Origin of the sequence: Phenylobacterium sp., assembly GCF_030681155.1 — a bacterium.
Classification (GTDB): Bacteria; Pseudomonadota; Alphaproteobacteria; order Caulobacterales; family Caulobacteraceae; genus Phenylobacterium.
Map to the genome: position 1 here is coordinate 208,057 of NZ_JAUXXE010000030.1, position 26,412 is coordinate 234,468.

Consider the following 26,412-nt stretch of genomic DNA (forward strand, 5'->3'; position numbering starts at 1 on the left):
GCCCGTTTTCTTTGCGCTTACGAAACAATACCCACTATGGGCGCCCAGGATATGTCTTAGGCATAGGCTGATCGCGGTCTATTTCAAAGCTGACACGCAAAGCCATCGTTCTGTCACTGGACGGCGCCTATGTGGCCGCCATATGACCCGGTTCGATTCACAATCAGCCGATCTCCATTTGGAGCCCGCGGAGTTCCCGTAGTTTGATACGACGTCACTTCTTCCTCGCCGCCGCTATTCTGATCCTCGTCCTCATGGTGGTCGCGGGCGGATGGAAGCTGACTATCGGTAAAAAACAAGGACCTGGCGGACCGCCAGGCGCCGCCATGGCCGCCCAAAAGGGCGGCGGAGCCCCCAGGGGCGGTGGTGGCATGGGCGGCCCTGCGCCGGTCAACTTGGTCCCGGCGCAGTCCAAGACGTTCACCGACGCGATCGACGTGATCGGCGTCGCTAAGGGCCGCCAATCGGTGACCCTGACCGCGGCGACCACGCAGCTTGTCGAGCGCGTGCGCTTCACCGACGGCCAATCGGTGGCCAAGGGCCAGGTGCTGGTCGAACTGAAGTCCACCGAACAGAGCGCCGGCAGCGCCCAGGCGCAGGCGCGGCTGGTGCAGGCTCAGCGCGACTATGACCGCTGGAAGCAACTCGCGGCCCAGGGCTACGCCTCGAAGACCGCGCTCGACCAGCGCGAAGCCACCTATCTCGCGGCCAAGGCCGATGTGGAAGCCGCCCGCGCGCGCGAAAGCGACCGGATGGTGCGTGCGCCGTTCTCCGGGGTCATGGGCTTGTCGGATATCGCGCCGGGCATGCTGATCAATCCCGGCGTGGCGATTGTGACCCTCGACGACATCAGCGCCGTGCGCGTCGATTTCGAGGTGCCAGATCGCTATCTGGCCTCGGTCCGTCAGGGGCAACCGCTGGTCGCGCGCATCGACGCCTATCCGGGCGAGACGATCCAGGGCCGGATCCAGACCCTAGACACCCGGATCGACGAACGCACCCGCGCTTTCACGGCGCGAGCCGAGTTCCCCAATCCTGGCGGCAAGCTGAAGCCGGGCATGATGATGCGTATCAGCATCGCGCGCGGACAGCGTGATGTGGTGGCCGCGCCGGAAGCGGCCCTATCGGTCCAGGGCGACACCGCCTTCGTCTATGTCGTGAAGCGTGACGGCGACCGGAGCGTCGCTGAACAGCGTGCGGTCTTGACGGGTGCGCGCCAGAACGGCCTGGTTGAGATCCGCGAAGGCCTGCAGGTTGGCGAGCAGATCGTGGCCGATGGACTGAACAAGATTCAACCCGGGCAGCCGGTCCGTGTGCAGGCGGCCGCCGGCGCCCGCGAAGCCGCCGCTGACACCCAGCCAGGAGCGCGCAGCCCGCGGCCTGGCGCATGATGCTGTCTGATCTTTCGGTTCGCCGGCCGGTCTTCGCCGCCGTCGCCGCGATCATTCTATGCGTGGTCGGCCTGGCCGCCTTCGCCTCCCTGACCGTTCGCGAACTTCCCAGCGTCGATCCGCCGGTGGTCTCGATCTCCACCACCTATCGCGGTGCGTCGGCCGAAGTGGTCGAGGAGCGGATCACCGAGGTTATCGAGCGGCAGATTTCCGGCATCCAGGGGATCGATCGGGTCAATTCGTCGTCGCGTGACGGCCGTTCCAACATCAACATCTCTTTCCGTCTCGACCGCGACCTCGACGCCGCGGCCAACGATGTCCGGGACGCTGTGAGCCGCGTTGCGGCGAATCTGCCGTTGCAGGCCGACCCGCCCCAGATCGCCAAGGCGACGGCGGACGGCTCGCCGATCATGTTCATCTCGTTCGCCTCGACGACGCTGAACCGGTTGCAGCTCTCCGACTACGCCCAGCGCTATCTTGTGGAGCGGTTCTCGACCATTGACGGCGTCGCCCAGGTGTTCGTGGGCGGCAGCCAGCTCTACTCCATGCGAATCTGGCTCGATCCGGACGCCATGGCCGCCCGCGGCGTGACCGTCGACGATGTCGAAAGCGCCCTGAACAGCCAGAATCTGGAACTGCCCGCCGGTTCGCTGGAAGCGCCTTCCAAGGATTTCACCATCCGGGTGGCGCGCGGCTACTCCACGCCTGAACAGTTCGCCCAGCTTCCGGTGGTCGCCTCCGGCGGCCAAGCGCCGGCGCCGACCGGCAACGCCTCCCAGGCCCACGTCACCCGCCTTGGCGATATCGCCCGGGTCGAGGAGGGGCCGGACGAGCATCGCCGCAGCTTCCGCTCCAATGGTCGCGATCAGGTCGGTATCGGTATCACCCGCCAGTCGCAGGCCAACGACCTGGATATTTCCAAGGGCGTCAACGACCTGCTGCCGGAGCTGAACAAGTCCCTGCCCAAGGGCACGACTCTGGAAGTGGCGGTCGACTACACGATCTTCACCGCTCACGCGCTCCAGGAGGTCTGGATCACCATGGGGATTTCGCTGGTGCTGGTGGCGCTGGTGAACTTCGTCTTCCTCGGCACGTGGCGAGCCGCCCTGATCCCGTCGGTGGTGGCGCCGATCTGCATTCTGTCCACCTTCATCGTCCTGGCCCCGCTGGGCTTCTCGCTAAACCTGCTGACGCTGCTTGCCCTTGTTCTCGCCATCGGTCTGGTGGTCGATGACGCGATCGTGGTGGTCGAGAACATCCAGCGCCGGATCGACGATGGCGAGCCGCCTGTCGTCGCGGCTCAGCGCGGCGCCCGCCAGGTGTTCTTCGCCGTGGTCGCCACGACCATCGTGCTGATCTCGGTGTTTGCGCCGCTGATGTTCCTGCCGGGCTATATCGGCCGGCTCTTCGTGGAGCTGGCCGTTGCGGTCGCCGCGGCGGTGGCTTTCTCGGCGCTGCTGGCGCTCAGCCTGTCGCCGATGCTGGCCTCGAAGCTGCTGCGGCCGGCCCATGGGCAGGGCTTCCTCGCCCGCTATGTCGATGGCGCTATGGACAAGCTGAAGGCCTCCTATCACGCCTCGCTGGACAGTCTTCTCGGCCGGCGGTCGGCCTCCATCGGCACGGCCGTACTGGTGGCCGTGCTCGCACTTGGCGCGGTCGGGCTGTTCACCGTACTGCCCCGCGAACTGGTGCCTGAGGAAGATCGCGGACGGATCGACCTGAACATCTCCGGGCCGGAAGGCGCGGGCTACGACTATACCCGGAAGGCGGCCGATCAGATCGAGGCGCGCCTTCAGACCCTTTTGAAGGACGGGGTGATCACCCGTTACATCCTGGGCGTTCCGCGTTTCAACGGCACCCAGTTCAACGGCGGTTTCGGTAACGCGAACCTGGCGCCCGACGCGGGCGTCACCTCGAACGAACTCGCCGCGCAGCTCAATCGCGAGCTGTCGTCCATCACTTCGGTCCGAGCGATCGCCTCGGTGCGTCCGGCCTTCTCGCGGGGCGGGGGCGGTGGTGGCGGCGTCGAAGTCATCGCGATGGGCGACGACTACGATCAGGTGGCGGCGTGGATTGCGCCGTTGCTGGCCGCGGCTGAGGCCAATCCAGGTCTAGCGCGGGCGCGCCTGGACTATGAGCCCACCAGCCCCCGGGTTCTGGTGAGCATCGATCGGGAAAAGGCCGCCGCGCTCGGTGTTTCGGCGCAAGCCGTTGGCCGCGCGCTGGAGAGCAATTTTGGCACCCGCCGGGTCACGACCTACATCAAGAGCGGCCAGGAGTACGACGTGCTCCTCCAGACCGACCGTGAGCAGCGTCAGTCCGAGCAGGATATCGGCAATCTCTATGTTCGCGCGCAGTCCGGGCAACTCATCCCGCTGTCGACCGTGGTGACGACCGAGGTCCGGGGCGACACGCCCGACCGCGCGCGCGTCGACCGCCTACGGTCGGTGACCCTGACGGCCCAGCTCAACCCCGGTTATGCGGTTGGGGATGCGGTGAAGTTCTTTGAGACTGAGATCGCCAAGCTTCCCGCCGGGACCCAAACCAAGTGGGGCGGTATCGCACGTGACTACCTTGAGGCCGGCGGGGCTGTCGGCCTGGCCTTCGGCATGGCGCTGTTGTTGGTCTTCCTGGTCTTGGCGGCCCAGTTCGAAAGCTGGATCCATCCGGCGGTGATCATGCTGACTGTGCCGGTCGCCGCGCTAGGCGGGCTGTTTGGTCTGCTGATCTCCGGGTCAACCATCAACACCTACAGTCAGATCGGTCTGATAATCCTGGTCGGCATTGCGGCCAAGAACGGCATTCTGATCGTGGAGTTCGCCAATCAGCTGCGCGACGAAGGCCTGACCATCCGCGAGGCGGTGATCGAAAGCGCCACCCTGCGGCTGCGCCCGATCATCATGACCTCGATCGCCGCGGCGGCTGGGGCCATCCCGCTGATCATGTGGGGCGGCGCGGGCGGTGAAAGCCGCAAGACGATCGGCGTGGTGATCTTCTTCGGGGCGATCTTCTCGACTGTGCTGACGCTGTTCATCGTCCCGGTGTTCTACAACATGCTGGCGCGCTTCACGAAGTCGCCGCAGGCCACGGCCCGCCGCATCGAAGCCTTCGAAGAAGCCGAACAGACCCGCGCGGCCAACGCCGCCGAATAGTCGCCTAAGGCGGCCATGCCCTGCAGATGCAGGCATGGCCGTTCTGCTTCGCGCAATCGTCCCGCTCAAAACGAAAATGCCTCCCCCGAAGGGGAGGCGAGTTGTCGGGGTGGCGCCGCCGGCGACAAGGGGGTGTCGTGGGCGGGCGCAGGATCTCGGCTGACAGATGCAAGCGCAGCCTCGACGCGCTGATGGTGCGGCCGAACTTTATTCTCGTCAAGGTTGCTTGTTGCGAAGTTTCGCTCAGGGAGCCTTGTAGCCGGTCTCGACCTTCAGATAGGCGATCAGGTCGATGCGATCCTTGGGGTCCTTGAGCCCGGCGAACGACATCTTGGTCCCCGGCAGGAAGGTTCGCGGTTCGGCCAGCCACTTGTCCAGATGCGCGGCGTCCCAGACGAAGCCGGCGTTCTTGACGGCGTCGGAATACTTGTAGCTCGCGACCTCGCCGGCCTTTCGGCCGAACACCCCATGCAGGTTGGGCCCAGTCATGTTGGCGCCGCCCGGCACGATGGTGTGGCAGGAGCGGCACATGCCGAATTTCTGCTTTCCGTTGGCTAGATCGGCGGTGTTGTACGGCGCGGGCAGGGAGGCCAGTAGCGCCTGCTTTTCGGCGTCGGTCGGTTCGGGAACGGCCGGAGCTGCTGGCGTCTGGGCGGCTTGCTCGGCGCCACCCTGGCCGCAACCGGCGAGCAGGGCGCAGGCCCCCACGACTGACAGCATCACCGCGTTGCGCATTTTATAATCCCTTCGACAAACTTGACCGCAAGCTAGTCCCGCCTAGCCGCGTTGCAAGGCGCGCTTGCGACGTTCCTTCTGGATAATTTCGTCGAGGGCCTGGAGATAGCGCGAGCGGTCGTTGCGATCGAACGGCTTGGGCCCGCCCATGATGTCCCCGGTGGAGCGAAGTTGCTCCATCAGAGCCCGTTGTGCGATGGCCGCGCCAATCGAGTTCTCGGTGAAGGGCTTGCCGCTGGGCGTGAGCGCGTGGCCGCCGGCCTGCAGGACCCGCTCAGCCAAGGGAATGTCGTTGGTGACGGTGACATCGCCCGGCGCCACATGCTTGGCGATCCAGTCATCGGCGACGTCGGGTCCCGCATCGACGATCACCCGCGCGACCAGGGGAGACTGCGGGATCTGGATGAAGGCGTTGGACACGACCCAGGTCTTCAGGCCGTAGCGTTGGGCGACCTTATATGTCTCGTCCTTCACCGGGCAGGCGTCGGCGTCGATGAAGATCTCGATAGGCTTGCGGTCCAAATCTCGCCTCGGCAAACAGAAAGCACCTCGGGCCACCCGGCTGGGCGGCCCGACACGATCTCTTTAGGACAGATCGGCGCAAAGCGAGAGCGGCCTCAGCGGAACCGGCCGCCGCCCCGCATTCCGCCCCCGCGCATCCCGCCCATGTGGCCCGCGGCCGGCTGGCGCTGAACGTTCGAACCCGGCTCCGCCCGCGCGGTCGCGCTCGAAGCCACGGCGCGGCGCGGCGCGATCGAGGGATGGGTCGGGCCGGTTGGCCTTACCGCCGCCTCCGGCCTGGTCCCCGCCGCCGCCGACTAGCCCCCTCGATCGTGCGGGGCGTTCGTACAGGGCCGAGAGGCCGGTCAGCTTCTGCTAGGCGCTCACGCCGCCAGCTGCTTGCGATAAAACACCGCCACGGCGTCGCTTGGAAGCATCTTGGCGAACGGATGAGCGATACGCGCGAACCCGTAGGCGGCGACGGAGAGCAACAGCCCTTCGTCGCGAACCGAGCGGATGCGCGACCAAAGGCCTCGCGTATCGGTGGTGTCGAGCCGAACCTGGCGAACCTCGGCAAGGTTGGCCTTCTCGGCCGCTCGCGTGAGGTCGCGAGGCGTCATGTACCAGATGTGTGGGGAGGGAAGGCCTACCTGCCAGAGGCGTTCGTAGGCCGCCCGCATCCCGAGACGCTCCAGGATCGATGCGACGCGGAAGAATAGGCCATTTCGGCTAGGGCAATTGAGCACCAGAACGCCGTCATCAGACAGGTGACGATGGCTCGCCGCGAGCGCCTGTAGCATGTCTGGAATGTGCTCTAGCACGTCGTTGAAGACGATGACGTCGAACCGCTCATCGGGCGCAAGGGCGTCGGGAAAATAGCCATGGCGGACCTTGGCGCTCGTGGTCGCTGCGAGAGCGACATTGGCGTCTGGCTCGATCCCCACGGCCTGAAACGCCCCCGCCTGCGCGAGTAAGAATCCAGGCCCGCAACCGACGTCCAGCAACCGCCGTCCGGCTGTCAGACCATATATGGTATCGAGCAGCCGCGCGTTGTTCCGATCTCGCAACGACGCCAATCCATCGACCCTCGCCTGTTCATCGATGGCGCTTGCGCGCGGCTTCGCGGGGATGGCGATGTCGAGTGTGCTTCGAAGGACGCCGCATCCACACGCGCGCACCCACGACAGTCGCGCTGGACGCATCGGCCCATCGCAGGACGGGCAATCGTAGGTGTCGGACATGCGTGTTCGCTCTCAGGTTGCCGTGCGTTATTGGTACAAGTGGAGTCTGTTCAAGGTCCACCGCCTTTGACTGGCGCCGGAGTTTTCCCGTTCGTTCCCGATTTCCCTGCATGAGGGATATTGCGTGAACCCCCGGAAATCCTCATAAGCGGCGCGGGCCGGCTTAGCTCAGCTGGTAGAGCAGCGGTTTTGTAAACCGAAGTTTAGGCCGCGCGGCGGCGACGAAAACTCCAACAACATCAGCTATTTGGGTCATCTGTGCCGGTGGCCTTTCGAGCTGCTCCGGGACTATTCCGGGACGAGGTGTCATCTGCCTCGATCGCGTCCCGGAGGTCGTCTTCTAGGGCATGGGCATAGCGCATCGTCGACTGAATGTTGGCGTGACCTAGAAGCCGCTGGCTGAGCTTCAAGTTGCCCGACTTCCGCAGCAGCATCGTGCCCGCGTGGTGGCGCGTGCCGTGGATGCGGCGCCCGGGGGTGACCTTGGCGCGGTCGGCGGCGTTGTTCAGGCGCGCCTGGAGGCCGTAGTAGGTCAATGCCTCCAGCGTGACCTCGCCGGTCTCATCGTCGCGCACCTCGACATACCAGACGTGCTCCAGGCCGCCTTTGCGCGCCCGTGCGACCCTGGCGGCGATCTCTCTGGCGTGTTCCGCCCGCAGGGGCAGGACATGGGCGCCAGTGTCGCGCTTGCGGCCCTTGCGGCGCTCCCCATCGGCCATGAGGCGGCTGCGGATGTTGAGGCGGGGGCCTTCGGGGTCGAAGTCGGCGGGAGAGAAGAACAGCTCTCCGAAGCGCAGGCCGTAGGTCAGAAGCAGATCGAGGGCGAGGCCGGTCGTCGGCCCGCACTCGGCGCGCCAGGCCGCCTGCTCGTCGACGCCGTAGATCTTGACCAGCCCGGCCGGCTCTTCCAGCCGCAGGCGACCCCAAGGGATGTCCTGCACTCTCAGGCCTCGCTTGCCGAACAGCATCACGGCGTGGCGCATGACCGGCCGAAGGTGCTCGATGATGTCGCGGTTCACCGTCGCTGCGGACGGCATGTAGAGCTTCGCGTCGGCGGCCTTGCCCTTCTTGTAGGGGATCACCCGGCGCTTTCGGATGGCGGCCGATACCGTTTCGGCGTCGATGTCCTTGAGCATCGTCGCCTTCGGGATCAGGCGCTGCACCATCTCCAGGCGCCGCTCGACATCGACGGCGTCGCCTCGGTGCTTTCCGACGTCATCCCACCACGCGCCGCAGGCCTGATCGAGCGTCAGGCTCTCGGCTGAGCCGTGCCGGCCTTCGCCGACTTCACGGCGCTTGCGCTCCTCGACCTTCTCGGCGGCGCGTCGCGTAGTCTGCCCGGTCGAGCCGAAAACCCGGCGACCCTCAATGACGAAGTCGTACTGCCAGAAGCGGCTTTTTGCGGTTTTGTAGACGGACACGGAGCTTCGTGCTCCTCCAGGAGATAGGCGCGTAGGTCGCGCTCGGTGAAGGCGCGCAGCTTGCCGCGGGGAACCGAGCGGATGACGTTCCGCTCAGAGAGTGCGTCCAGGGTCTTCACGTCAAGGCCGATGAGTTCGGCTGCGGCCTTGGCGGTGATGACGGCGGCGTCGGCGAAGGCGGTAGCGAACCGCTTTTCCGTGGTGGGGCCAAGGTCGAGAACGGTCGCGCTCATTCTGGCTCCCCATCAGGCGGACGGCGGGGGCTGACGGAGCCGCCAACGCGGCCAGCGCTGGCTGCCAACTCCCGGTTCTTCGAGAAGGCCCTCTCCTGTGGCTCGACGCTCTTGCCGCCCTTGGCCGCAATCTCGCGCCTGCGCTCAGGGGAGAGCTTGGCGAACCCACGGAGCTTCTTCGGTTCGTCGGCCATTGGTCAGTCGCTCCCGTGGTCTGATTTCAGCAGTAGAACACCTGAAGAGGTCATGCCGCTCACCACTGTTGCATCTGGGCGAGGTGTTCTTCGGTGGCTGGCGCTGTGACGAGCGCCCAATAGGCGCGCCACTTCTGAGCCAGGGCCTTTCGAACCGAATGGGTCGGCTGCGACAGACAGGCGGAGGCAATCGCCAGGGTGAAGACGATCTCGCGAAGTATACGGATCTCCTCGGCGACAGCAGGCTGCACGGCGTAGGTCAGCGGTCCAACTTGGATGCGGGGGTTCAAGCGCTGGCCTCGTCGATGATGTGGGCGAAGTCCGAGGCGGCGCGGTGCGTCAGCAGCAGCGTTGGCCGGCCCGCTTGGTGGATCTCCACGCCTTCAGGCGTGCTGACGAGGCGGTGAGACTTTAGGCGTAGGGCGCCTATTGCGGTCATCATGTCGGCCGCCATGTCGATGAGAAGGTTGCGGCTCATGCTGAAGCTCCGGGAATCGTGACAGCGTCAGCGCCATGCTCTGGCTTCAGGTCCTTACCGAACGCGCACTTGGCTATGAGGTCGATTGGAGCGCGACTGCTTCCTGGGTGCAGGCGATTGGATCGGTCGCGGCGATCTTTGCGGCGATACTGATCAGCCGTCGCGAAGGCCGGCGGCAGATCGAACGCGACAATGCGAGCCTCATCGAAAAGCGGAGAGCGGCCTTCATCGCTATGGAAACCGTGATTGAGCAGCTTGGGCGCCGCGATCGCGTGTTCAGTGGCGAGGTAGCCGGAGCGGCCAGCGTACTTTCCAGTCTCGATACGAGCATCCTTCCGCCGAACGGCATGGTCGCACTTGTCAATTTGAAGAGCCGCGTGGCGCTCGCGCAAGGTGGTGCGGAGCATGACGCGCGGCTGATGCCCAATCAGGACGTTCGCCTGAACTTTGACGCTGTTTCCGCTCGCCGAAATCTGGAGCTCGCGCGCGCCGAAATGGGAATGATCTAAGGCTGTCACATCGTCCTCCCGGCGATGAAGCGGACGATCACGACCTGGCCGTCATTCCCGCTGCGGTAAGCCTGATGGAGGGCGGTGACGAAGTCCGAGGCCTCGACGCGGAGACGCGCCCAGAACTGACGCTGGCCCTTGTCGCAGGCGTTCGGCGCTAACTGGTGGTGCCAGCGGCAAAGGATGCAGGAGTTCCGGTCGTGGCCCTTCACGCCCTTTTTCCAGCCGTCCACGCGCTGGTGGGCGACCTCCATGGGGTTGGGCTCGCCCTTCAGTTGGTCTGCCGTCGGTGGGCCTTCGATTTCACAGGCGACACAAGTCAGTTCGCTATCGTGAAGCCATGACATGAACCCGGCATCGGCCTCGTGGCCGCCCTTGGGCTTCGTCCGCTTGTGGTCGATGCGGGGCCGGCGGCCGAACTCGCGTTGAGCGCGCCGGCTGGCCTCTGCGATCTTCTTCGCTTCGCGGCCGGGGTCTTCCAGGCGGCGAAGTTCGGCCTTCAGCTCGTCACGGCGACGGCGGGTGTTGGCGTCCAACATCATGCCGCCACCCGGCGCGGCTCGCGCTGCTTCAGCAGGGTTTCGAGCTCGACGCCGATCAGACCGGCCAGATACTCCAACACGTCCGATTTGCTCTTCTGGAAGGCCTCCTTACCCATCGACGGGATGTCCTGAGACTTCGCCGTGTAGCGGGTGACGAGGCGACCGGAGCAGACGACGAGAGCGTATTCGTCGATAGGCGCGATGAACTCGGCGAGGCGCGACGCCTCCGGCCGGTTGCGGCAGACAGTCGTCACCTCGTCCCGGTGGCCGGTGACGATGAGGGCGTGTTTCCGTAGAGCCGTGGCGCTCATGTATTGCTGATCGAGCGGGTAGGGCAGGTTCTCCCAGGCCGCGTTGACCAGAGCGAAGTAGTGACGGTGGCTGGCGGCCGAACGCTCGTCCTCGACCGTGATCCGGTAGAGTTGGCCAATGGTGTAGTGATAGTCAGCCGCCCTCGGGTTCATCGGAACCAGGGCCTCGCCGTCCCAGCGGAACGGCATGGTCGGAATTTTCTCTGCGCTCATCGCTGACCCTCCAGCGATTGACGACGCGAACCGTCACGCCGGGACCGAAAGCAGTCGCGGACCTTGTCGAGCCAGGCGCGCACTTCCGCATCGCTCTTCAGGGTGTCGGTCATGCCGCCACCTTCGCGGGCTGGCCGTAGCGGCGGATGCGCTCGACCGTCTCGTGAAGTTCGACGTTGAAGATGTCGACGGCGCGGGCGAGTGAGGCGATGTAGGCGTCGTCGCGATACAGGCGCTTCCGGAACAGGGGCATCTTCGGCCAGTAGACGACAAGGTCGATCCACTCGCGCTCTGCGACCCAAAGGCCCCCCTGGCATTGGGCGACGTGGCTGGACGGGAAGGTGTCCCGGTCCAGCGTCTCGATCAGCAGGTCGGGCTGCTGGGTCTTGATCTCCAACAGGCCCACGTCGCCGATCAGGGAGTCAGGCGAGTAGCCAGTCTTGCCGTTGCGCACGAAGCCGACCTGCTTGGGGTCCTCGTCGGTCATGAGGGCGTAGAAGCGGCGCGCCTCGGCCTCCATGACGTTGCCGCGCTCCATGGACGAGCTTTTGAAGCCCTCATGCACGGCGCCGGTGATGATCTCTCCGGCCAGGGTGCGCATGTAGGTGGCGCGGACCTTGCCTTCGCCCTTGGCCAGGATCTTTGAGAAGTTCGAGGCGGTGGCGATGCCGCGGCGCGCCTCGTGCCACTCCGGCGTGCCCTGCTCGCAGTTGAAGATCTCGACAGCCATCAGTGACCGCCTTGCGCGGCGAGGCGCTTCTTCTGGGCGATCAGGCCAAGCGCTTCAGCGTGCCGTCGGCGCGGGATGTGGGCGAGGGTGTCCAGCTGCAGGAAGTCGAGCAGGCGGTCGCGGTCGAGCCCGGCGTCGTCCATCAGAGCCGTGAGCTCGGCGACTTCCGCCTGAGAGATCCGTTCTTCGCCGCCGGTGTTGTTCCCGTCGTTGTCCTCGTCCTTCAGGACGATGTCGAAGGCGAGAACCTTCACGTAGCGCCGGCCGTAGGTCATCGACGAGCCGTAGGCGTGGACGGCGACCTTATCCGGCTCGCCTTCATACGCGTCGAGATCGGCCGGGACGTCCCCATGGAAGGTCTCGGCGTGCCCGCCGATGTGGCGGACCTTGCAGGTCACCCGGTAGTGGCGCTCAAGCGGGGAGTCGGCGGTCCCGAACGAGGTCGAGAGGCCGTGCGCGTGGAGTATCGGGTCGATGGCCTGGCTGATGGTCTCCAGACGGGCGTAGCGCGACATCGTGGCGTCGTTCTCCGCATCCTTCACGATGGGCGACATGGCCTGCTGAGCGGCCGTGAAGGCGATGTTAAAGGCCTGTTGGGCGTCCTGCGCCGTGATCCGCTCGTGGGCGCTGGCGATCTGGCCCAGCTTCTCAGCCGAGACGGCGGGATCGCGGGCGATGTCCGAGAGCAGGGTCAGAAACCGTTCGGTCTCCGAGGCGGGTTTTGCGGCGCGCGGCTTGCGCACGCGCGTGGCTTCAAGGGCTGCTGCTTGCATGGCGTCCTCAGAATTGGATTTTGACGTTGGGGACTGACCCGGCCTTGATCGCCTTCACGATCTCGCGGGCCTGATCCTCGGTGACGCCCAAGCCCATGATCGCCAGCTTGGCGGCGGCCATGGTCTTGGAAACGTGGGCTCGGCTCCGCTCCCGCTTGGCGGTCTCTTCCGCCTCGGCGGCATCAGCAGCGGCCTTGTCGTCGGCGATCTTCTGGAGCCGGTCGAGTTCGGCCTGATGGGCGGCGGCTTGGTCGTCCAGGGCGTTCTGGGCTAGTCGCGCGGCCTCGGCCGTGGCGTCCTCAGCAGCCTTGCGGGCAATCTCGTCCTCACGCGCCTTGGCCGCGAGGGCATCAGCCGCCTCCTTCTCCTTGGCTTCGGCGGCTTCATTGGCGAGGCGGTCTTGCTCTTCACGCGCCGCAGACTCCGCGCGCAGCCGGTCCAGTTCGGCGCGGTCGGCTTCGGCCTGGATCAAGCGGCCATGGGCGGCGCGCAGGACTTCGACCGTCTGCTGGCGAGTGGCCTCGGCGCGCTCAAGGCTGTCGCCGAAGGTCTCGGCGTCCAGGGAAGCCCCTTCGTAGGTCGCCAGCCGCTCGGCCACGCCTTCCGACGTGTCGTCGTTTAGGATGACCACGGCGCGCTCGGCAGCGGCGAACCAGTTCGCGACCTTCTCGACGCGATCCTTCTCCGCCTCTTCCCACTCGGTCAGGGGCTTGCGGGCCTCGTCTTCCATCTGCTCAAGGCGCGCCTTGATCACCCGCCCCGAGGCGTTGACCGCGTCCGTCTGCTTGCGCCACGCCTCGGTCTTCTCCTTTCGCGCGGCCTCCACCGCCGTCCTGGTCTTGGTGACCTTGAAGGCGAGGGACTTGATCGCGGCGCGACCGGTGGCGGTGCTGAGGTCGGGCACGAAGGCGTCGATCTCCGCCCGGATGCGCGCAAAGAGGGCTTCGGCCTCGTTGGCGCTGGTCAGGACCGCCAACGGCGTCTGCTCGACGATGAAGGAGACGGCGGTCTCTTCGGCCACAATGGGGCTATGCGCGTTCATGGGGCTTCCCCAGTGATGACGTGAAGGACGACCTGGAGGGCAAAGCCGAGCGCGACCATGCCAAGCGTCCAGGCGATGAAGTTGGCGATCCGGCGCGAACGGCGGATGGGAGGGGGCGGGGGCTGTACGATCATCGCGCGCCGACCGATTGGAGGACGGCTGCGACCGAGAAGGTTACGGTCGCGAGGAAGGCCAGCTTGGCGAGAAAGAGGGTCATTCGCGAACCTCCGAGACTTCGACGCCGTAGACGGCGAGACCCAACGCTTCGCTGAAATCGACGCCGCCAAGCAGGCAGGCGATCACACGGCTGCCGATGGGGCAGGTCGATCCAATCAGGCCGTACTTGGAGACCTCATCGAAGAACTTCGGCTGATCTACGTTCAGGGCGATGGTGCGCTTGGTCGTTCGCCCACGCCCGCGCGAACCGTCTGAATTGCAGGGCGCGGTGTGTTGGTGATGGCCGCCGCAATGCTCACAGAGGGCAGGCGGCCGGCGTTCGTCTTTTGCGTAGTTGAGGACCATCACCGACGCCCCCGCTCAAACGACAGACCAGCGTTGTATGCGGCCTGATCCAAGAACCAGGGGTCGAGGCCGTTGGGCGCGATCTGCTCCAACTTGTCGGCGATGCGCTTCAGGCTGACTGCGATAGAGGCCATCAGAACCGTCTCGCAAGCCGTGCCCATGGTGGCGACGGCTGACGGTTCGAGGTTCTGGTCGAGCGCCAGCGGATCGGGGTGTGGTCCGGACATCACGCGGCCTCCGCGACTGGGGCCATGAGGATGTCCGCCAGGGCCTGACGAGCTTCGCGACCGTCAGGGCCGGGGACATTGTTCAGAGCGGAGAGGGCGCAGCCGACCTCCGCCGCGCAGGCGGGGCGATCCAGGCGGAAGAACCCACGATGGTAGGCGCCCAGCGCGCGGGTGGCCTCAGCGACGTAGCCGCCAGCCTTCCCGATGTTGATGACCGCCGAATAGAACCGGCCCTGAGGCGAGGCGGTGAAGGTCTTCTGACGGGCGAGGGAAGCCTCCGCTGCGGCGATGTGATCGCGCGGCGAGCGGGGAGCCGGCGGCTCAAGAACGTCAGCGTTGGCGCGGTAGTGAGCCTCGCGCGCGGCGTCTTTCGAAGCCTCGACCGCAAGGTGCGGCGCGAGCTCGGGGCGGATCGAAGTAATCTGGGCGGTGGACATGGTGTCTCTCCGGGTGTGGAGATACGGTATGAAACATACCCAAATGGGTCAAGCGGAAAAGGTAGGAAAAATACCCAGATCGAAATTGATGATCGCTATTGTCGCACCTCGGCCTGCGGCGCGAGTGGACAGGCCTGCCATCGAGCGCGACGGTGGAGCATCGAGCGGGGCAGAGGCCGATGAACGAGCGATACGCCATCGAGCAGGACAGGGAAGGGTGGATGGTGTTCGACATCTTCACGGTTCAGCCGGTCGTGATCGTGAACGTCCTGAAGGTCGTTTGGAGATACAAGCCGCGAATCACCTGGCCGAGCTGCTGCTTGGGCTTTGATGGCTCTGGCGGCCTCGCATGGCTCTTCGGCCCGGGAGTTACCGCCAGTCTAACCTCCATCTCGCCAAGAAGGCGAAGCTTGTTGACCTCACGCCCTACGTGCCGTTGATTGAATATGCGCGGTGGAAAGCGCGCCATTCTCTTGGGGCAGTGAGACGTGAAGGCAGTAACATTTTCCGACGGCGCGATGCCGTTGGTGTCGGTGAATGGCGGGGGCCGACGCGTACTGATCGTTGACCTGAACAATTTCTCTACGTTCCCGACCCTTGCGGTCGGCATAATTGTCGCGGCTCTTCGAAATTCAGGAAACGCAGTCAAATTGATCTCACCCTTGGCGAACGACGTGCCGGCGGCGGAGCGAGAACATGCAGAGACTATTGTCGACCACTATCAACGCAGGCTTCATCTGAGCACCCTGGCGCCGGCGCGCGGCATTCGGGACGCCGCGCGCTCGCTGCGTTCGTGGTGGCGGGAGCGACCACATCCCCGGGTGGTCGCGGAGACGGTTCTGGCGCTCGAGGAGCAGCCGGACGTACTATTGCTTTCGGCCTACCTGCAACATTTTCCCACGGTCCAGGCCTTGGGCCGTGTTGCCGCGCGTCGAGGCATCCCGCTTATTCTGGGGGGGCCGATGTTCAACTTGCCCAATACAGCGTCGGCTTGGCGCGCCATACCTGGGCTGACGGCGATCGTGGGCGCCGAGGTCGATCTCAACATCTCGGAGATCGTAGAGGCCGCGTGCAATGGGGATGACCTGACAGCGTTTCCCGGGGTCACACTACCGAACGGGATGCAGTCAAAGGCTGCGCCTCCGCTACGGGCGCTTGATCTGACACCGCTCCCCGACTTCACGGATTTTCCGTGGGATCGGTATCGGATGCATGTCATTCCGTTGATGGCTTCTCGAGGTTGCCAATGGAACAAGTGCAATTTCTGCAGCGACATTATTTCGGCCAGCGGACGGACCTACCGTAATCGCAGTGTAGAAAGCGTCCTTCATGAGATGCGGGAACAGTCCCGTCGCCACCGATCCAAGGACTTCATCTTTCTCGACTTGAAGCTGAACTCCAATCCAAATCTGCTGCGCGGCATCGTTGAGAACGTTCAATCGAATATTCGCGGAGCTCAGTGGATCGGCACGGTCCACGTCGATGAACGGGCAGACAACGGACTGTCACGTCGCGAGCTGAAGCTTGCGGTGGCAGCAGGCATGCGACGGATCAGCTTCGGACTCGAAAGCGGCAGCCAGCGCCTTTTGGATGCCATGAGCAAGGGGTCCACCGTCGAAGGCAATTCTGAGTTTATAAGGAATGCCTTCGATGTCGGATTGAGCGTCCGTTGCACGATGTTCAAGGGTTATCCTGGTGAGACTGCGGCCGATCTGGAGCTGAGCGCTGACTTCCTGGAGAGGCATCTGCCCTATATTGACCGCGTTCGCTTCAACGACTTCACGTTGCTGGACGGTACGGAGCTGAGCGACCAAATCCACGCGAACCCTGAGGCATTTCCCAATTTCAGCGTGTCTCAAGCCCGGCCGCGTCGAGCACAGTCGCTCTATGTGAATCGCGGCGGAAATGGGGCGGCGTATCGGCATGCCAAGTCTCGCGTTCTTCGCGCGGTTTTCGAAATCAACCGTCGAAAGATCCGATCGTCAGCACGAGTGTTCGACGGATTGATGTAGATGAGCGCGGTACTCGTAGACACGCGGGCGAACTCGGATCCTTTGAGACGACGTTTGCGCCGGCTCACGCTCGGTGAGCGCGTGGAAGAGGCGAGGGATTTTATCGACCTGTTCGGTCGCGAGCAGGGTCTGCCCAGAGAACAAGTCCGAAATAGGCGCGCCGCGGTCATAAGCCAGCTGCGCCGTCAGGGTTGGTATGAGCACACATCAGAAGAGCTAGCTTTCGGCGCGCGCGTCGCCTGGCGAAATTCGGCGCAATGTGTGGGCCGAATTTTCTGGAAGTCGTTGGAAGTCATTGATTGCCGGGCAGTCACCGAGCCGTCGGCTATCGCGGGTGAGCTCGTTTCATATCTGCAACAAAGTCACCAGGAAGCACCCGTCCGATCGAAGATGTTGATCTTCGCTCCGATGCGAGGGGACGAGCTGAGCTCTTACATCGAAAACCCGCAGCTAATTCAATACGCAGGTCACCTCAGCGCCGACGGAGCGATCCTAGGAGATCTGGCCAATGTAGAGTTTACGCGGATTGTTAAGAGCCTTGGCTGGTCGGCGCCGAATCCCGTCGGCGCATTCGATGTTCTCCCCCTTGTGATCCGGGACCCATTGGGCCGCCGCCATCTCTTCGAGTTGCCCCCTGACTGCTTCCGGGAAGTTCCACTCACTCATCCCGATAGGCTTCAATTCAATAGCCTGGGGCTGAAATGGTACGCGATCCCATTTGTCAGCGACATGATTCTGACCATTGGCGGGATGGATTACCCCTGCTCGCCGTTCAACGGCTTTTACATGGCTACAGAAATCGCCTGCAGAAACCTCGTGGACGAGTTTCGTTACAACCTGCTGGAGCGAGTAGCAGAAGCTCTTGAAATCCAGCGCCACAGGCCTCTCTGGCAGGACGAAACCCTCACTGAGCTGAGCCGGGCAGTACTCTCTTCATTCCGGACCGCAGGCATCAGCGTCTGTGATCACCATGAAGCCAGTGAGTGGTTCGTGACCTTTGCGCAGTCGGAGCAGGCAGCCGGCCGGTCGCTGTCCGCAGAATGGACTTGGATTGTCCCACCCCACGGTGGCGCAGCCTGCCCAACGTTCCATATGCCGATGATCAACCGCAACACAGTTCCCAATTTCTACCGGTCCCGCGTGACGGATGGCGCCTCGCTGCGGGTTGACCGCTCGGTCGAGCTCGAAACCCCAATTCAAAGGCGGTGGCGAAGCGTCCGGCGGCGTGTGCGCAAGTGGCGGCTGGAGCATTCACGATGACGAGGTGCGACTAATGACCCAATCCACGCGAGTTTCCAGAACATCGCCGCCCGATCTCGACATTGTCATTCCGGCGCGCGGCGAAGTTGAAACGCTTCGAAAGTGCCTAAGTTCGGTCATAGAGGATGCCCAGGGCTGCAACATCCAGGTCATCGTCGTCGCGAACGGTCCGGAGCGTGCGCGCAGTCTAGAAATTGTCGCCGAGCTTACAGCGCTGGCGACTGCTCGCGGGGTCCAGCTGTTGGCACTCGCCGAAGAAAGGCCCGGTAAGGCGAATGCACTTAACAGGGGTGACGCCTACCGGCGCGGTGGTCCGGTCCTCTATCTCGACGCTGACATTCGGTTCCTGCCGGACAGCTTGCCCAGTCTGTGTGAATATCTCAACGCACACGACACCCCCCGCTTGGTGGCGCCCCCCCGCAAGATTGCGCGAAGCCCGAGCTTCGTAACCCGGCACTTCGCGAGAGTTTGGGCCACCTTGCCGGCCGTGGCACAGGAGGTGGTAGCCGTCGGGTGCTACGCCGTGAACAGCCAGGGTCGAATGCGATGGGCAGAATTTCCTAACCTACTCAATGACGACGCTTTTGTGAGGTCACGCTTCGCTCCGACGGAACGCCAGCTCCTCTCCAGGGGAGGAGCCTTGCAGGAACTGCCGCAGGGCCCCGCGCTGTTAAGCACCCTGCGCCGTTGGCGTGAGGGAAACTTGCAGCTAAGGGACATCGCAGCCCCCGACGCACTGCCCGAAGGGGATCGCTACGGTAGTGCGCCAGACGCTGGCATGAAACGCAATATGCTCCATGTGTTGCGTCACCCAAGCCTCTGGGTTTCGATGCCGATTTTTCTTTGGGCGACCTTCGCTTCTCGGCGTGCAGGTCGGACACTCTCACCCCAGACCGACTGGCTGCCTGCCCGATCGTTAGATTAGGCCAAAGGCAACCTAGTGTCGAAGGCGGTGAGGACCGCTAGACGTCGATGATCACCTTCCGTACCCGGCCGATCACAGACCACTTGTCGGTCGGCTTGATGAAGTGCGGCTCGTGGGCGGGGTTCAGCGACTCGGGATCAAGGCGGATCGGATCCTCGCCATACCGTTTGAAGGTCGTCTTGCCGCGAAGGCTGAAGATGTAGCGCCGACCACGAACAAGATCGATCTCCTGCCGGTTTACGATCAGCAGCGCGTTTTCTGGAGCAAGGCGGTCCATTGAGTCGCCGCGCACGCGGGTAGCAAAGAACTCTCCTGCCCCCAGATCGCTGATGTCGAGCGTCTCGGTCCCGGCCGGGATCTGGCTGCCCGGTTCGTCAAGCGCGCCTGCTGACACCCACGAGATGACCGGCACGGACTGGATGTCCTCAGGTGATCGCGGTGACTGCTGCCGGGCCGCGACCATGGCGCCCGCTCCGTCGTAGAGCCACTCCGCCCTGACACCGAACGCCTTCGCGTATGTCTTTGCCTGATCGAACGAGAAGGGCGCATTGCCGTTCTCGTTGCTCTTGTACGTGTTGCGGTTCCAGCTCGGAAACCGCTCGTACACGTCACGTTGGCGCTCCAGCCCGGCGTGCAGCCGTGCCTCGCGCAAGCGATTGTGTCGTTCCCCCGTAGTCATGTGGTGGAGGCTATCGACCCGTCGGGTATAAAACCTGCCAAAGTGCTTGACGGGAGATGGGTATATTAAATACCCTTTGTCATCATGCGAAGCCATCAGCAGATCATCACAGACGCAAACGGCCCTTCGGCGGTGGCGCGCATCGTCGGCGCCGAAGCCGGGACCGCGAAGCAGTGGCGTCGCAATGACAGCATCCCCGCCGCGTATTGGGCGGCAATGGCGGATGCTGGCTTGGCGACGCTGGAAGAGCTTGCTGTGGCTGCCGCCTCCAAGCGCGAGGCTGCCTGAGCCATGGGGCAGGGGGCTTTCACTATTCAGACCCACGCGCGGGGCGCTCTCCCCCCGACGTTGCCCGCGCGTGCGACGGGAGGTCGCTTCACGGCGGCCTCCCGTCATTCCCATATCCTGACTGTCGCGACACGAGCCCAATCGGGGCGCGACGGAATGCCGGGACTCCAGCCCTGGCATCTGCGGGGCGGCGTCCTCTCTCGCCGTCCCGCTCCCCGTTCAGTTTCACCGCGTGTCCGAGCCGCTGCGGTGAAGTGGAGAGGCGGCAGTCGCCGGGCTAGGGCGCGCCGCCTCTCCAACCATTTCGCGAGCCAGGGTTCCAGCCCTGTCCGCATGTCGTCGGGCGAGCTTTCTAAAGCCGCCCGCTGCCGCTGGCTCCGCACGAGCCATGGCGGCGTTCGCACCAGCCCAGAAGGCCGCTGCGAGCATCTCCAAAACCAACTTCTGACGTCCGTTGTCCTCCATGTCTGTGGCTCCTCGCTGCCGGCCGTTCCCTCGCCAGATCCCCATCAATGACCGGGCGAGGGCTGCACGTCTTGGAACGCAAATACCAACTTGTGCGCGGCGGTCGCCGCGTAGCGCCTCGGCTCATTGCCGAGATGGAAGAGCGCGGCGTGTCAGCCAAGGAGTTGGCCCAGCAGGTCAACATGTGGGCGGCCCAGGACCCAGAGAACCGTCAGCCGCTCGACTACCGCACCATCCAAAACGCGACCTCCGGCTCCTGCGGCCTGGAGACGTACTTCACCCTGTCCGGCTTCTTCGGATGGGACTTCATCGAAGAGGTCCAGACGCCCGTAGTCGGCGCGGACCCGATCTCTGCCAGGGAGGCAGCCCTTGTCCGACATCAGGCGCAAGTCGCCGCCATCCACGCGCGTCTCCAGCGCGAGCGAGCCGCTCGATCTGCGGCTGCTGACCTGGGCCGAGGGCCTTCTCTTCGGTCTCTACAAGGTCGTCGCAGCGCGGGAGCTGTTGCGCCGCAAGGCCTGGGCAGCCCGCCCGATGGCTAAATCCCATGCGGGAACAAAAGCACAACGCTGATCGCCGTTGAGGCGACCGGACCGCACCCAAACCCCATCGGCCGCGGGGATAGAGCGGCTCTCTAAGGAGCGCCCGATGCGCCCATTCACAGACGTCCTCCGCGATATCCGAAAGGGGCGAGTGGTCGACACCTTGAGCGAGGAACTGGCCGAAGTGGTCAGGGCCGTGCTCGACACCAATAAGCCCGGCGAGCTGACGCTGACGCTCAAGATCAGCCCCCAGGGCAAGGGCGACAACGCCCTGATCGTGTCGGCCGCCTCCAAGCAGAAAGTGCCCAGGGCGAAGCTGCCCGACGCCCTGTTCTTCGCTGATCTCGACGGCGACCTGCTGCGCGACGACCCCACCCAAAACCGCATGTTCGCCGACGCCAAGGAGCGGGTTGATCCGCTGACGGGCGAGGTGACGCAACTTGGAGCCTGAGCCCATGACCGAAGCCGAAACCATCGCCGATCTCGCCGTGAAGGCACGTGGCGAACCGCTCATCATCAAGACGACCGCCGGCAGGGAGTTCCTGGTCCTGCCCGATCGTGCCCCTCAGGACGTGACGGAGGCTCATGCGCTCGACGTCTATCTGCCGGACTTCATCAGCCAGAGCGTGACGCTCCAGACCGTCGACTCCCTGGTCGACTACGTGAACCGCTTCAAGACCGGGACCACCATCCTGTTCGCTGACATCATGACCAACAGCATCAAGGCGCAGCTCGACTACCACGCCGCCGAAGACGCCGGTCACGTAGCCCACACAGCCAACATGGCGCTTCCTCATTCGGAGGAATGGAAGACGTGGAGCACGATCAGCGGGCGGCTCATGCCTCAGTTGGAGTTTGCGCGCTTCCTGGAAGAGAACGCCGCCGATGTCGCCGCTCCCTCTGGCGCCGATTTGCTTGAGGCCTGCCGCGACCTGCAGGCGGTTCGGAAGGTCAACTTCAAGAAGGCCGTCCGCACCGCCACCGACAACGAGAACTTCGAATACAGCGACGAAACCGAGGCGCGGACGAGCGGCGGCATTGAACTGCCCACCAAGTTCCTTTTGCGGATCCCGGTGTACTTCGGCGGCGAGACGACTGAGCTTTATGCCTTCCTTCGCTGGAGGCTGGATGAAGGCGCGCTGACACTGGGCTTCGTTCTGCACCGCGCGGAGCACGTCCGACAGGCAGTATTCAAGCAGATCGTCCACGACGCGGCGGGTCGCACAGAGCGGCCGGCCGTCTTCGGCAAGGCGGTCTAGGCTATGCCGCAGCAGCTCGACATCTTCACCTATCCGGAGAGCCCTGGCTTCAAGGCGCGTGAGACGTCTCGCGCTGCTGCGGCTGCCATGGCTCCCCAGGCCAAAAGCCTCCGCGCCCGCGTCTTCGATGAGATCAAGAAAGCGCCGGGCACTCCGGAGCAGATCGCCCATCGGCTGAAAGAGCCTCTGATGAACGTCCGGCCCCGCTGCAGCGAGTTGGCTGCGAAAGGGCTGATCATGGACAGCGAAGCCCGCGGCACAGCCATGGGCGGCCGACGCGCGATCATCTGGAGGGCGGCATGAGCCTCCCTCCCTGGAACGACAACGACGTCGCCACCATCCGCAAAGCCGTGGTGACGATGAATGACGCAGCGATCGCCAAGCAACTCGGCTGGCCGGCCTGGCGCGTGCTGCATGTCCGCAAGCTGTTCGACATTCCTCCCCACCATGCGGAGTTCTGGCCAAAGGAAGCGCTGGACCTGATCCACGTCCGCTACGTCGTGGAGGGCAAGCCCGCCAGCCTTGTGGCCGAAGAGCTGAAGGCTCTCGGCATGGAGATCCTCGAAGCCACCATCCGCCGAAAGGCGTTGCGCATGAACTGGCAGCGCGCGCCCGACGCCGAGCGCCGCAACAGCAACTTGGCCAACGCGAGGATCGGCGAGGCCAAGCGCGCGAAGCGGAAGCCGAAGGCCGCCCCGGCGCGCACGCAAGCACGGCCGCTCCCAGGCCCGATGCTCGCGCTCCACAACGCGCCGGTGAACTGGTCGAAGGCAGTCGAAGATCCGCGGCCCCTCGACGAGCGAATCCTCTCTGCACTGAAGGAGCGCCCGCTATCGGTGATGGCCCTCGCTTCGGTGATCGGAGCGAAAGAGCACGCTGTCGACGTGCAGCTTGCCGCCCTGGCCCATGCCGGTGGCGTCGAAGCTGGTCCGGCCATGGATTGTGGCCGCCGCAACCGACTGTGGTGGGCCGCGGCATGAGTTGCCCTCAGTGCAGCAAGCTGTCCCGTGAGCTTGCTGGGGCCCGCGAAATGCTCGGCCTGTTGGACGGGGACGTCGCGGCCGACGTTATCCGCCGACGCTTCAAGCTGTCGCTAATGGATGCGCGCATTCTCATGCGCCTCTACGCCGCCGCTGGTCGGCCCGTGCAGTTCTGGGCGCTGGAGCAGGAGCTTCAGGTCGAAAGCCGCGCCGGGCTGAAAGTCCACATCTCGCACATCCGCCGGTCCCTGGGCGGCGACTTTGTCGAGACCGCCCGAGACGTCGGCTACCGGCTGTCGCCGGTCGGCCGCGCGCGAATCTATCAGGCAATCAATGAACGTCGCGAGGTCGCATGCGCCTCCTAGTTGCCTGTGAGTTCAGTGGTGTCGTCCGTCGAGCATTTGCGGCCGCCGGGCATGACGCGTGGTCTTGTGACTTCCTGCCCGCCGAAGACGGGAGCAACCGCCATATCGTGGGCGACGCCCGCGACTACCTGAACGACGGGTGGGACCTTCTCATGGTCGCGCACCCGCCTTGCACCCGTCTCTGTCTGTCGGGGCTCCGCTGGCTCCACACGTCGCCGCCTGGCCGCACGCTGGAGAGCATGTGGGCTGAGCTGGATGAGGGGGCGGACCTGTTCTCGACGTTCTGGAACGCGCCAATCGACCGCGTCTGCGTCGAGAATCCCAAGATGCACCGACACGCTAAGGAGCGGATCAGCGGTTACGAGCCACCCGCGCAGTTCGTTCACCCCTGGTGGTTCGGCGAGCCCGTCTTCAAGGCGACCGGCCTGTATCTCCGGGGCCTCCCTCCGCTCGTTCCCGTCAATCCGCTCACGCCGCCCGTCCAGAAGTCAGAGGAGGGCAAGGCGTGGTCGACGATCCACCGCGCTTCCGGCTGGAACCCTGACCGCTGGCGCGAGCGCGTCCGGTTCTTCCCCGGCATCGCCGCGGCCATGGCTGAGCAGTGGGGCAATTTGGACGACATCGTCGCCCGCCGTCCTGCAATCCAACCAAACCTCTTCGGAGAAGCCGCTTAGATGGAAGCTCCAGCACTAGCCAAGCGCCTTGACGAAGCCGCCGACTGGCTGGCCGAGGACATCCCTGACGCCACGCCGTTGATCCAGCACCTGGAAGGCGACGTAAACCTGGATCAGCTCGACCTCTACGTCGTCACGTTGATGCGTGAAGCTGCGGCACAGCTGCGGGGGCGGCCATGAGCCGACTATCCTCCAATCCATATCGTCGAGGCTTCAAGGTCGAGGAGTTCATCGACCGGGGAGCCACGAAAAAGGCTCGCCGCGCGCGGGACGTAGAACTGGAGACGCGCGGTCGCGATCTGATCCGCGCGGCCCTGGACGGCTGCGACCCCGCTCTACGCGAGGATCTGGCTCTGGTCCTGATCGAGGAGGCGACGGTTGCCGCCGGCCACTTCCATGACGCTGAGACGATCCAGGCTTGGCTGGGGCGGCTGGCTCACCAGAACGGCGCAGCGATCACCGCCCCGCCTAAACCCATCGGCCAGGCCAACGCCTTGTTCCGGCGAGATGCAGCATGACGACCGAGCCAAAGCCCGACACCTGGATGCCCATCGTCATCGGCGACTACCTGAAAGACACTCAGCGCCTGACCACAGAACAGCATGGCGCATACCTGTTGCTGCTCATGGACTACTGGGTGAACGGGCCCCCAGCCGATGACGATGAGGACCTCGCCTCGATCACCCGTCTGGACGCCAAGACATGGAAGAAGCACCGGCCAAAGTTGGAGCGGTTTTTCAAGCTGGCCGATGGTCGGTGGCGCAATAAGCGCGCCGACGAGGAGCTAGCTGATGCATCGGAGCGGAAGCGTAAGAATACCGAACGCGCGAGCGCTGGCGGTCGGGCCAAGGCGGCGAAGCGGTCGGCTTCAAGCAGTGCTCAAAGCAGTGCTTCAAGCACGGATCAAGCAGCCCAAAACGGCCCTGAAAACCTGCTTAAGTCCTGCTCCCCATCCATACCCACAGAGGTAGATGCCCCTACAGGGCAATCTACCCTCTGTGGACGCGAGAGCGTCGAAGCGCGCCGAGGTGGCGCTTCGCCCCTTCGCGTCATTGAGGGTGGTCACGATGACAGCGAGCGCGGATGGCTCCTGCTGGCTGCTCAGGCTCGCCAGGACAAGCTGCGGTTCAGGGTTTCAGACCCTGGCCATTCCAGCGAGTGCGCTGAGCTCGAATGCTACGCCAACGCCGAGGCCGTGGCTCGGCGGAGGACAGCGGCATGAAGCGACGGGGTCTAATCGTTATCGGCGATCGACCGCAGGATGTCCGCCCCAGTCTTGAAAATGATCGCGAATTTTTCAAAGGAGGAGCGGTCGTCCTCGCTAACAGGTCCCTTGTAGAAGCCAGCCGCAGATCTACGCTGCATGTGATCCAGCAGCGAACGAGTGGTGGTTGCGCAGGCTACAACCTTCGAGAAGGCAGTAATTGCGAGATGATTGTCGAGCTGATGGAGGGGAAATGCCAGGAGTTGACTTTCGAATCCTTTGAAATCCGCAGCTGCCATGATCGCGCCTTCGACCAAATTTTTGCCCTCAGAGTCCTTGAAGAGCAAAAGGTTGACTTCGATCAGATCAGCACCGTGCGATGCAAGTGTGCTAGCCGCGAGGCGAGTGCTTCTCAATCTGGCTTGAAAATTCGCTTCCTCACGTTGCTGAAATTCCGCATCTCTCTTCCTCGTCTCTTCCAGCTCGGCCCGCGCACGAGTGGCTTCGCTCGCAGCGAACTTGTAGGAGGCGAAAACCGCCAGCAGCGCGCCAAGAAACTGTGCCCAGGCGGCGACGCCTTCGTTGATCACGATTTGGTCGAGCGCCTGAGTAGCGAAGCAACAGATTTCCATATGAAGTGCCCCCCTCAGAGCTTCCTCACTTCTGCACGCTTGCGCGGGTTGGCTCAACTCTTGGTCGCTGCGGCGCTCGCTGGGGCGGTGGGCAGCCCGGCCCAGGCCGATCCCTGCAATGCCATCCCTGACCGTGGCCCGATGCCTTCCTATCTGGCGAAGGGAAAGACCTTCAGTGGTCCGGTGACCTACGTCGGTGACGCCGACAGCCTGTGCGTCGCCGTGGGTGGTCGGGCGCCGGAGAACCTCGTCGAGGTGCGCGTCGCCGACTTCTACGGGCCGGAGCTGAACGCGCCTGGCGGCCGGGCAGGGAAGGCCACGCTCGAACGCATCGTGAAGTGGCGACACGTCGTCTGCACCGCTGGCCGCCGCTCCTATGACCGCGTCGTCGCGACTTGCCGACTAGGCGGCGTCACCGTCGGAGATCTGATGCGTGGCGCTGGCGTCGAAGAAGGAGGGAATGGCCGATGACCAT

At 64.3% G+C, this 26,412-nt stretch carries 35 protein-coding genes; 18 read left to right on the plus strand and 17 right to left on the minus strand.

Translation table 11 applies throughout. The features are described 5' to 3' along the window. Window positions 1-203 precede the first annotated feature (203 nt). Both Q8M13_RS07360 and Q8M13_RS07365 read left to right on the plus strand, forming a co-directional pair. Entirely contained in the window at window positions 204-1,391 is a 1,188-nt protein-coding gene (locus Q8M13_RS07360; protein ID WP_305299130.1) for an efflux RND transporter periplasmic adaptor subunit, read from the plus strand. Next, window positions 1,391-4,543, plus strand: a complete 3,153-nt coding sequence (locus tag Q8M13_RS07365) for an efflux RND transporter permease subunit (RefSeq protein ID WP_305299131.1) — start codon at window positions 1,391-1,393, stop codon at window positions 4,541-4,543. The genes Q8M13_RS07360 and Q8M13_RS07365 overlap by 1 nt, the downstream gene beginning before the upstream one ends. A gap of 243 nt (window positions 4,544-4,786) precedes the next feature. Here the strand turns inward: Q8M13_RS07365 and Q8M13_RS07370 are convergent, their stop codons facing one another. The 7 genes from Q8M13_RS07370 to Q8M13_RS07400 form a co-directional block, all read right to left on the minus strand. Further along, the gene (locus tag Q8M13_RS07370) at window positions 4,787-5,278 is read right to left on the minus strand and encodes a cytochrome c family protein (RefSeq protein ID WP_305299132.1); all 492 of its coding nucleotides are present in this window, start codon (window positions 5,276-5,278) and stop codon (window positions 4,787-4,789) included. A gap of 42 nt (window positions 5,279-5,320) precedes the next feature. Beyond that, window positions 5,321-5,800 (minus strand): YaiI/YqxD family protein, encoded by a 480-nt coding sequence (locus tag Q8M13_RS07375; RefSeq protein WP_305299133.1) that lies wholly within the window; start codon window positions 5,798-5,800, stop codon window positions 5,321-5,323. Between the two features lie 362 nt (window positions 5,801-6,162). Further along, window positions 6,163-7,020: a bifunctional 2-polyprenyl-6-hydroxyphenol methylase/3-demethylubiquinol 3-O-methyltransferase UbiG gene (locus tag Q8M13_RS07380; RefSeq protein WP_305299134.1), complete on the minus strand. Its 858-nt coding sequence runs from the start codon at window positions 7,018-7,020 to the stop codon at window positions 6,163-6,165. A gap of 239 nt (window positions 7,021-7,259) precedes the next feature. Continuing rightward, complete coding sequence (locus Q8M13_RS07385) at window positions 7,260-8,441, minus strand: site-specific integrase (RefSeq protein ID WP_305299135.1); 1,182 nt, start codon at window positions 8,439-8,441, stop codon at window positions 7,260-7,262. Window positions 8,442-8,670: 229 nt separating this feature from the next. Continuing rightward, window positions 8,671-8,868 carry a general stress protein gene (locus tag Q8M13_RS07390; protein WP_305299136.1) on the minus strand — a complete coding sequence of 66 codons (198 nt, stop codon included), beginning with the start codon at window positions 8,866-8,868 and terminating at the stop codon, window positions 8,671-8,673. Between the two features lie 59 nt (window positions 8,869-8,927). Next, a complete protein-coding gene (locus Q8M13_RS07395) occupies window positions 8,928-9,158 on the minus strand; it encodes a hypothetical protein (RefSeq protein ID WP_305299137.1) in 231 nt (76 codons plus the stop codon). Continuing rightward, on the minus strand, window positions 9,155-9,346 hold the full coding sequence (locus tag Q8M13_RS07400) for a hypothetical protein (protein WP_305299138.1): 192 nt from the start codon (window positions 9,344-9,346) through the stop codon (window positions 9,155-9,157). Before Q8M13_RS07400 ends, Q8M13_RS07395 begins: the two co-directional genes overlap by 4 nt. Window positions 9,347-9,453: 107 nt before the next feature. Between Q8M13_RS07400 and Q8M13_RS07405 the strand changes: the two genes are divergently transcribed. After that, window positions 9,454-9,855, plus strand: a complete 402-nt coding sequence (locus Q8M13_RS07405; RefSeq protein ID WP_305299139.1) for a hypothetical protein — start codon at window positions 9,454-9,456, stop codon at window positions 9,853-9,855. A 5-nt stretch (window positions 9,856-9,860) separates the two neighbouring features. Here Q8M13_RS07405 and Q8M13_RS07410 read toward each other — a convergent pair whose 3' ends face one another. The 8 genes from Q8M13_RS07410 to Q8M13_RS07445 form a co-directional block, all read right to left on the minus strand. Further along, window positions 9,861-10,397 (minus strand): hypothetical protein, encoded by a 537-nt coding sequence (locus Q8M13_RS07410; protein ID WP_305299140.1) that lies wholly within the window; start codon window positions 10,395-10,397, stop codon window positions 9,861-9,863. Next, a complete protein-coding gene (locus Q8M13_RS07415; protein WP_305299141.1) occupies window positions 10,394-10,921 on the minus strand; it encodes a hypothetical protein in 528 nt (175 codons plus the stop codon). Before Q8M13_RS07415 ends, Q8M13_RS07410 begins: the two co-directional genes overlap by 4 nt. Before the next feature lie 109 nt (window positions 10,922-11,030). Continuing rightward, a complete protein-coding gene (locus Q8M13_RS07420; protein WP_305299142.1) occupies window positions 11,031-11,651 on the minus strand; it encodes a lambda exonuclease family protein in 621 nt (206 codons plus the stop codon). Continuing rightward, window positions 11,651-12,424 (minus strand): ERF family protein, encoded by a 774-nt coding sequence (locus Q8M13_RS07425; protein ID WP_305299143.1) that lies wholly within the window; start codon window positions 12,422-12,424, stop codon window positions 11,651-11,653. Before Q8M13_RS07425 ends, Q8M13_RS07420 begins: the two co-directional genes overlap by 1 nt. A 7-nt stretch (window positions 12,425-12,431) precedes the next feature. Beyond that, complete coding sequence (locus Q8M13_RS07430) at window positions 12,432-13,466, minus strand: hypothetical protein (RefSeq protein ID WP_305299144.1); 1,035 nt, start codon at window positions 13,464-13,466, stop codon at window positions 12,432-12,434. 213 nt (window positions 13,467-13,679) lie between these two features. After that, entirely contained in the window at window positions 13,680-13,988 is a 309-nt protein-coding gene (locus tag Q8M13_RS07435) for a hypothetical protein (RefSeq protein WP_305299145.1), read from the minus strand. Then, window positions 13,988-14,215: a hypothetical protein gene (locus Q8M13_RS07440; protein WP_305299146.1), complete on the minus strand. Its 228-nt coding sequence runs from the start codon at window positions 14,213-14,215 to the stop codon at window positions 13,988-13,990. Before Q8M13_RS07440 ends, Q8M13_RS07435 begins: the two co-directional genes overlap by 1 nt. Then, a complete protein-coding gene (locus Q8M13_RS07445) occupies window positions 14,215-14,652 on the minus strand; it encodes a hypothetical protein (protein ID WP_305299147.1) in 438 nt (145 codons plus the stop codon). Before Q8M13_RS07445 ends, Q8M13_RS07440 begins: the two co-directional genes overlap by 1 nt. Window positions 14,653-15,140: 488 nt before the next feature. On the opposite strand from Q8M13_RS07445, the gene Q8M13_RS07450 reads away from it, so the two are divergent. Genes Q8M13_RS07450 through Q8M13_RS07460 form a run of 3 tightly spaced genes read left to right on the plus strand, consistent with a single transcriptional unit; the run spans window position 15,141 to window position 18,849 of the window. Then, window positions 15,141-16,664 (plus strand): radical SAM protein, encoded by a 1,524-nt coding sequence (locus Q8M13_RS07450; protein WP_305299148.1) that lies wholly within the window; start codon window positions 15,141-15,143, stop codon window positions 16,662-16,664. Then, window positions 16,665-17,924, plus strand: coding sequence for a nitric oxide synthase oxygenase (locus Q8M13_RS07455; RefSeq protein ID WP_305299149.1), 1,260 nt, complete (start codon window positions 16,665-16,667; stop codon window positions 17,922-17,924). Window positions 17,925-17,937: 13 nt separating this feature from the next. Further along, the gene (locus Q8M13_RS07460; protein WP_305299150.1) at window positions 17,938-18,849 is read left to right on the plus strand and encodes a glycosyltransferase family A protein; all 912 of its coding nucleotides are present in this window, start codon (window positions 17,938-17,940) and stop codon (window positions 18,847-18,849) included. Between the two features lie 37 nt (window positions 18,850-18,886). Here Q8M13_RS07460 and Q8M13_RS07465 read toward each other — a convergent pair whose 3' ends face one another. Next, entirely contained in the window at window positions 18,887-19,501 is a 615-nt protein-coding gene (locus Q8M13_RS07465) for an XRE family transcriptional regulator (protein WP_305299151.1), read from the minus strand. Between the two features lie 111 nt (window positions 19,502-19,612). On the opposite strand from Q8M13_RS07465, the gene Q8M13_RS07470 reads away from it, so the two are divergent. From Q8M13_RS07470 to Q8M13_RS07520, 11 genes are all read left to right on the plus strand, one after another. After that, a complete protein-coding gene (locus Q8M13_RS07470) occupies window positions 19,613-19,816 on the plus strand; it encodes a hypothetical protein (RefSeq protein WP_305299152.1) in 204 nt (67 codons plus the stop codon). A gap of 834 nt (window positions 19,817-20,650) precedes the next feature. Next, complete coding sequence (locus tag Q8M13_RS07475; RefSeq protein WP_305299153.1) at window positions 20,651-20,854, plus strand: hypothetical protein; 204 nt, start codon at window positions 20,651-20,653, stop codon at window positions 20,852-20,854. Window positions 20,855-20,929: 75 nt separating this feature from the next. Continuing rightward, the gene (locus Q8M13_RS07480) at window positions 20,930-21,274 is read left to right on the plus strand and encodes a hypothetical protein (protein WP_305299154.1); all 345 of its coding nucleotides are present in this window, start codon (window positions 20,930-20,932) and stop codon (window positions 21,272-21,274) included. 4 nt (window positions 21,275-21,278) lie between these two features. Next, on the plus strand, window positions 21,279-22,082 hold the full coding sequence (locus tag Q8M13_RS07485) for a DUF2303 family protein (RefSeq protein WP_305299155.1): 804 nt from the start codon (window positions 21,279-21,281) through the stop codon (window positions 22,080-22,082). 3 nt (window positions 22,083-22,085) lie between these two features. Next, a complete protein-coding gene (locus tag Q8M13_RS07490; RefSeq protein WP_305299156.1) occupies window positions 22,086-22,385 on the plus strand; it encodes a hypothetical protein in 300 nt (99 codons plus the stop codon). Further along, the gene (locus tag Q8M13_RS07495; protein WP_305299157.1) at window positions 22,382-23,062 is read left to right on the plus strand and encodes a hypothetical protein; all 681 of its coding nucleotides are present in this window, start codon (window positions 22,382-22,384) and stop codon (window positions 23,060-23,062) included. Before Q8M13_RS07490 ends, Q8M13_RS07495 begins: the two co-directional genes overlap by 4 nt. Beyond that, window positions 23,059-23,427, plus strand: coding sequence for a hypothetical protein (locus tag Q8M13_RS07500; protein ID WP_305299158.1), 369 nt, complete (start codon window positions 23,059-23,061; stop codon window positions 23,425-23,427). Before Q8M13_RS07495 ends, Q8M13_RS07500 begins: the two co-directional genes overlap by 4 nt. Continuing rightward, window positions 23,415-24,101 carry a hypothetical protein gene (locus Q8M13_RS07505; RefSeq protein ID WP_305299159.1) on the plus strand — a complete coding sequence of 229 codons (687 nt, stop codon included), beginning with the start codon at window positions 23,415-23,417 and terminating at the stop codon, window positions 24,099-24,101. Before Q8M13_RS07500 ends, Q8M13_RS07505 begins: the two co-directional genes overlap by 13 nt. After that, the gene (locus Q8M13_RS07510; RefSeq protein WP_305299160.1) at window positions 24,102-24,281 is read left to right on the plus strand and encodes a hypothetical protein; all 180 of its coding nucleotides are present in this window, start codon (window positions 24,102-24,104) and stop codon (window positions 24,279-24,281) included. Continuing rightward, window positions 24,278-24,619: a hypothetical protein gene (locus tag Q8M13_RS07515; protein WP_305299161.1), complete on the plus strand. Its 342-nt coding sequence runs from the start codon at window positions 24,278-24,280 to the stop codon at window positions 24,617-24,619. Before Q8M13_RS07510 ends, Q8M13_RS07515 begins: the two co-directional genes overlap by 4 nt. After that, a complete protein-coding gene (locus Q8M13_RS07520) occupies window positions 24,616-25,323 on the plus strand; it encodes a DUF1376 domain-containing protein (RefSeq protein ID WP_305299162.1) in 708 nt (235 codons plus the stop codon). Before Q8M13_RS07515 ends, Q8M13_RS07520 begins: the two co-directional genes overlap by 4 nt. An 11-nt stretch (window positions 25,324-25,334) precedes the next feature. On the opposite strand, the gene Q8M13_RS07525 is transcribed toward Q8M13_RS07520, so the two are convergent. Further along, window positions 25,335-25,937, minus strand: coding sequence for a hypothetical protein (locus tag Q8M13_RS07525; protein ID WP_305299163.1), 603 nt, complete (start codon window positions 25,935-25,937; stop codon window positions 25,335-25,337). A gap of 48 nt (window positions 25,938-25,985) precedes the next feature. Here Q8M13_RS07525 and Q8M13_RS07530 point away from each other — a divergent pair, with 48 nt between their 5' ends. Next, on the plus strand, window positions 25,986-26,408 hold the full coding sequence (locus tag Q8M13_RS07530; protein ID WP_305299164.1) for a thermonuclease family protein: 423 nt from the start codon (window positions 25,986-25,988) through the stop codon (window positions 26,406-26,408). Window positions 26,409-26,412: the final 4 nt, after the last annotated feature.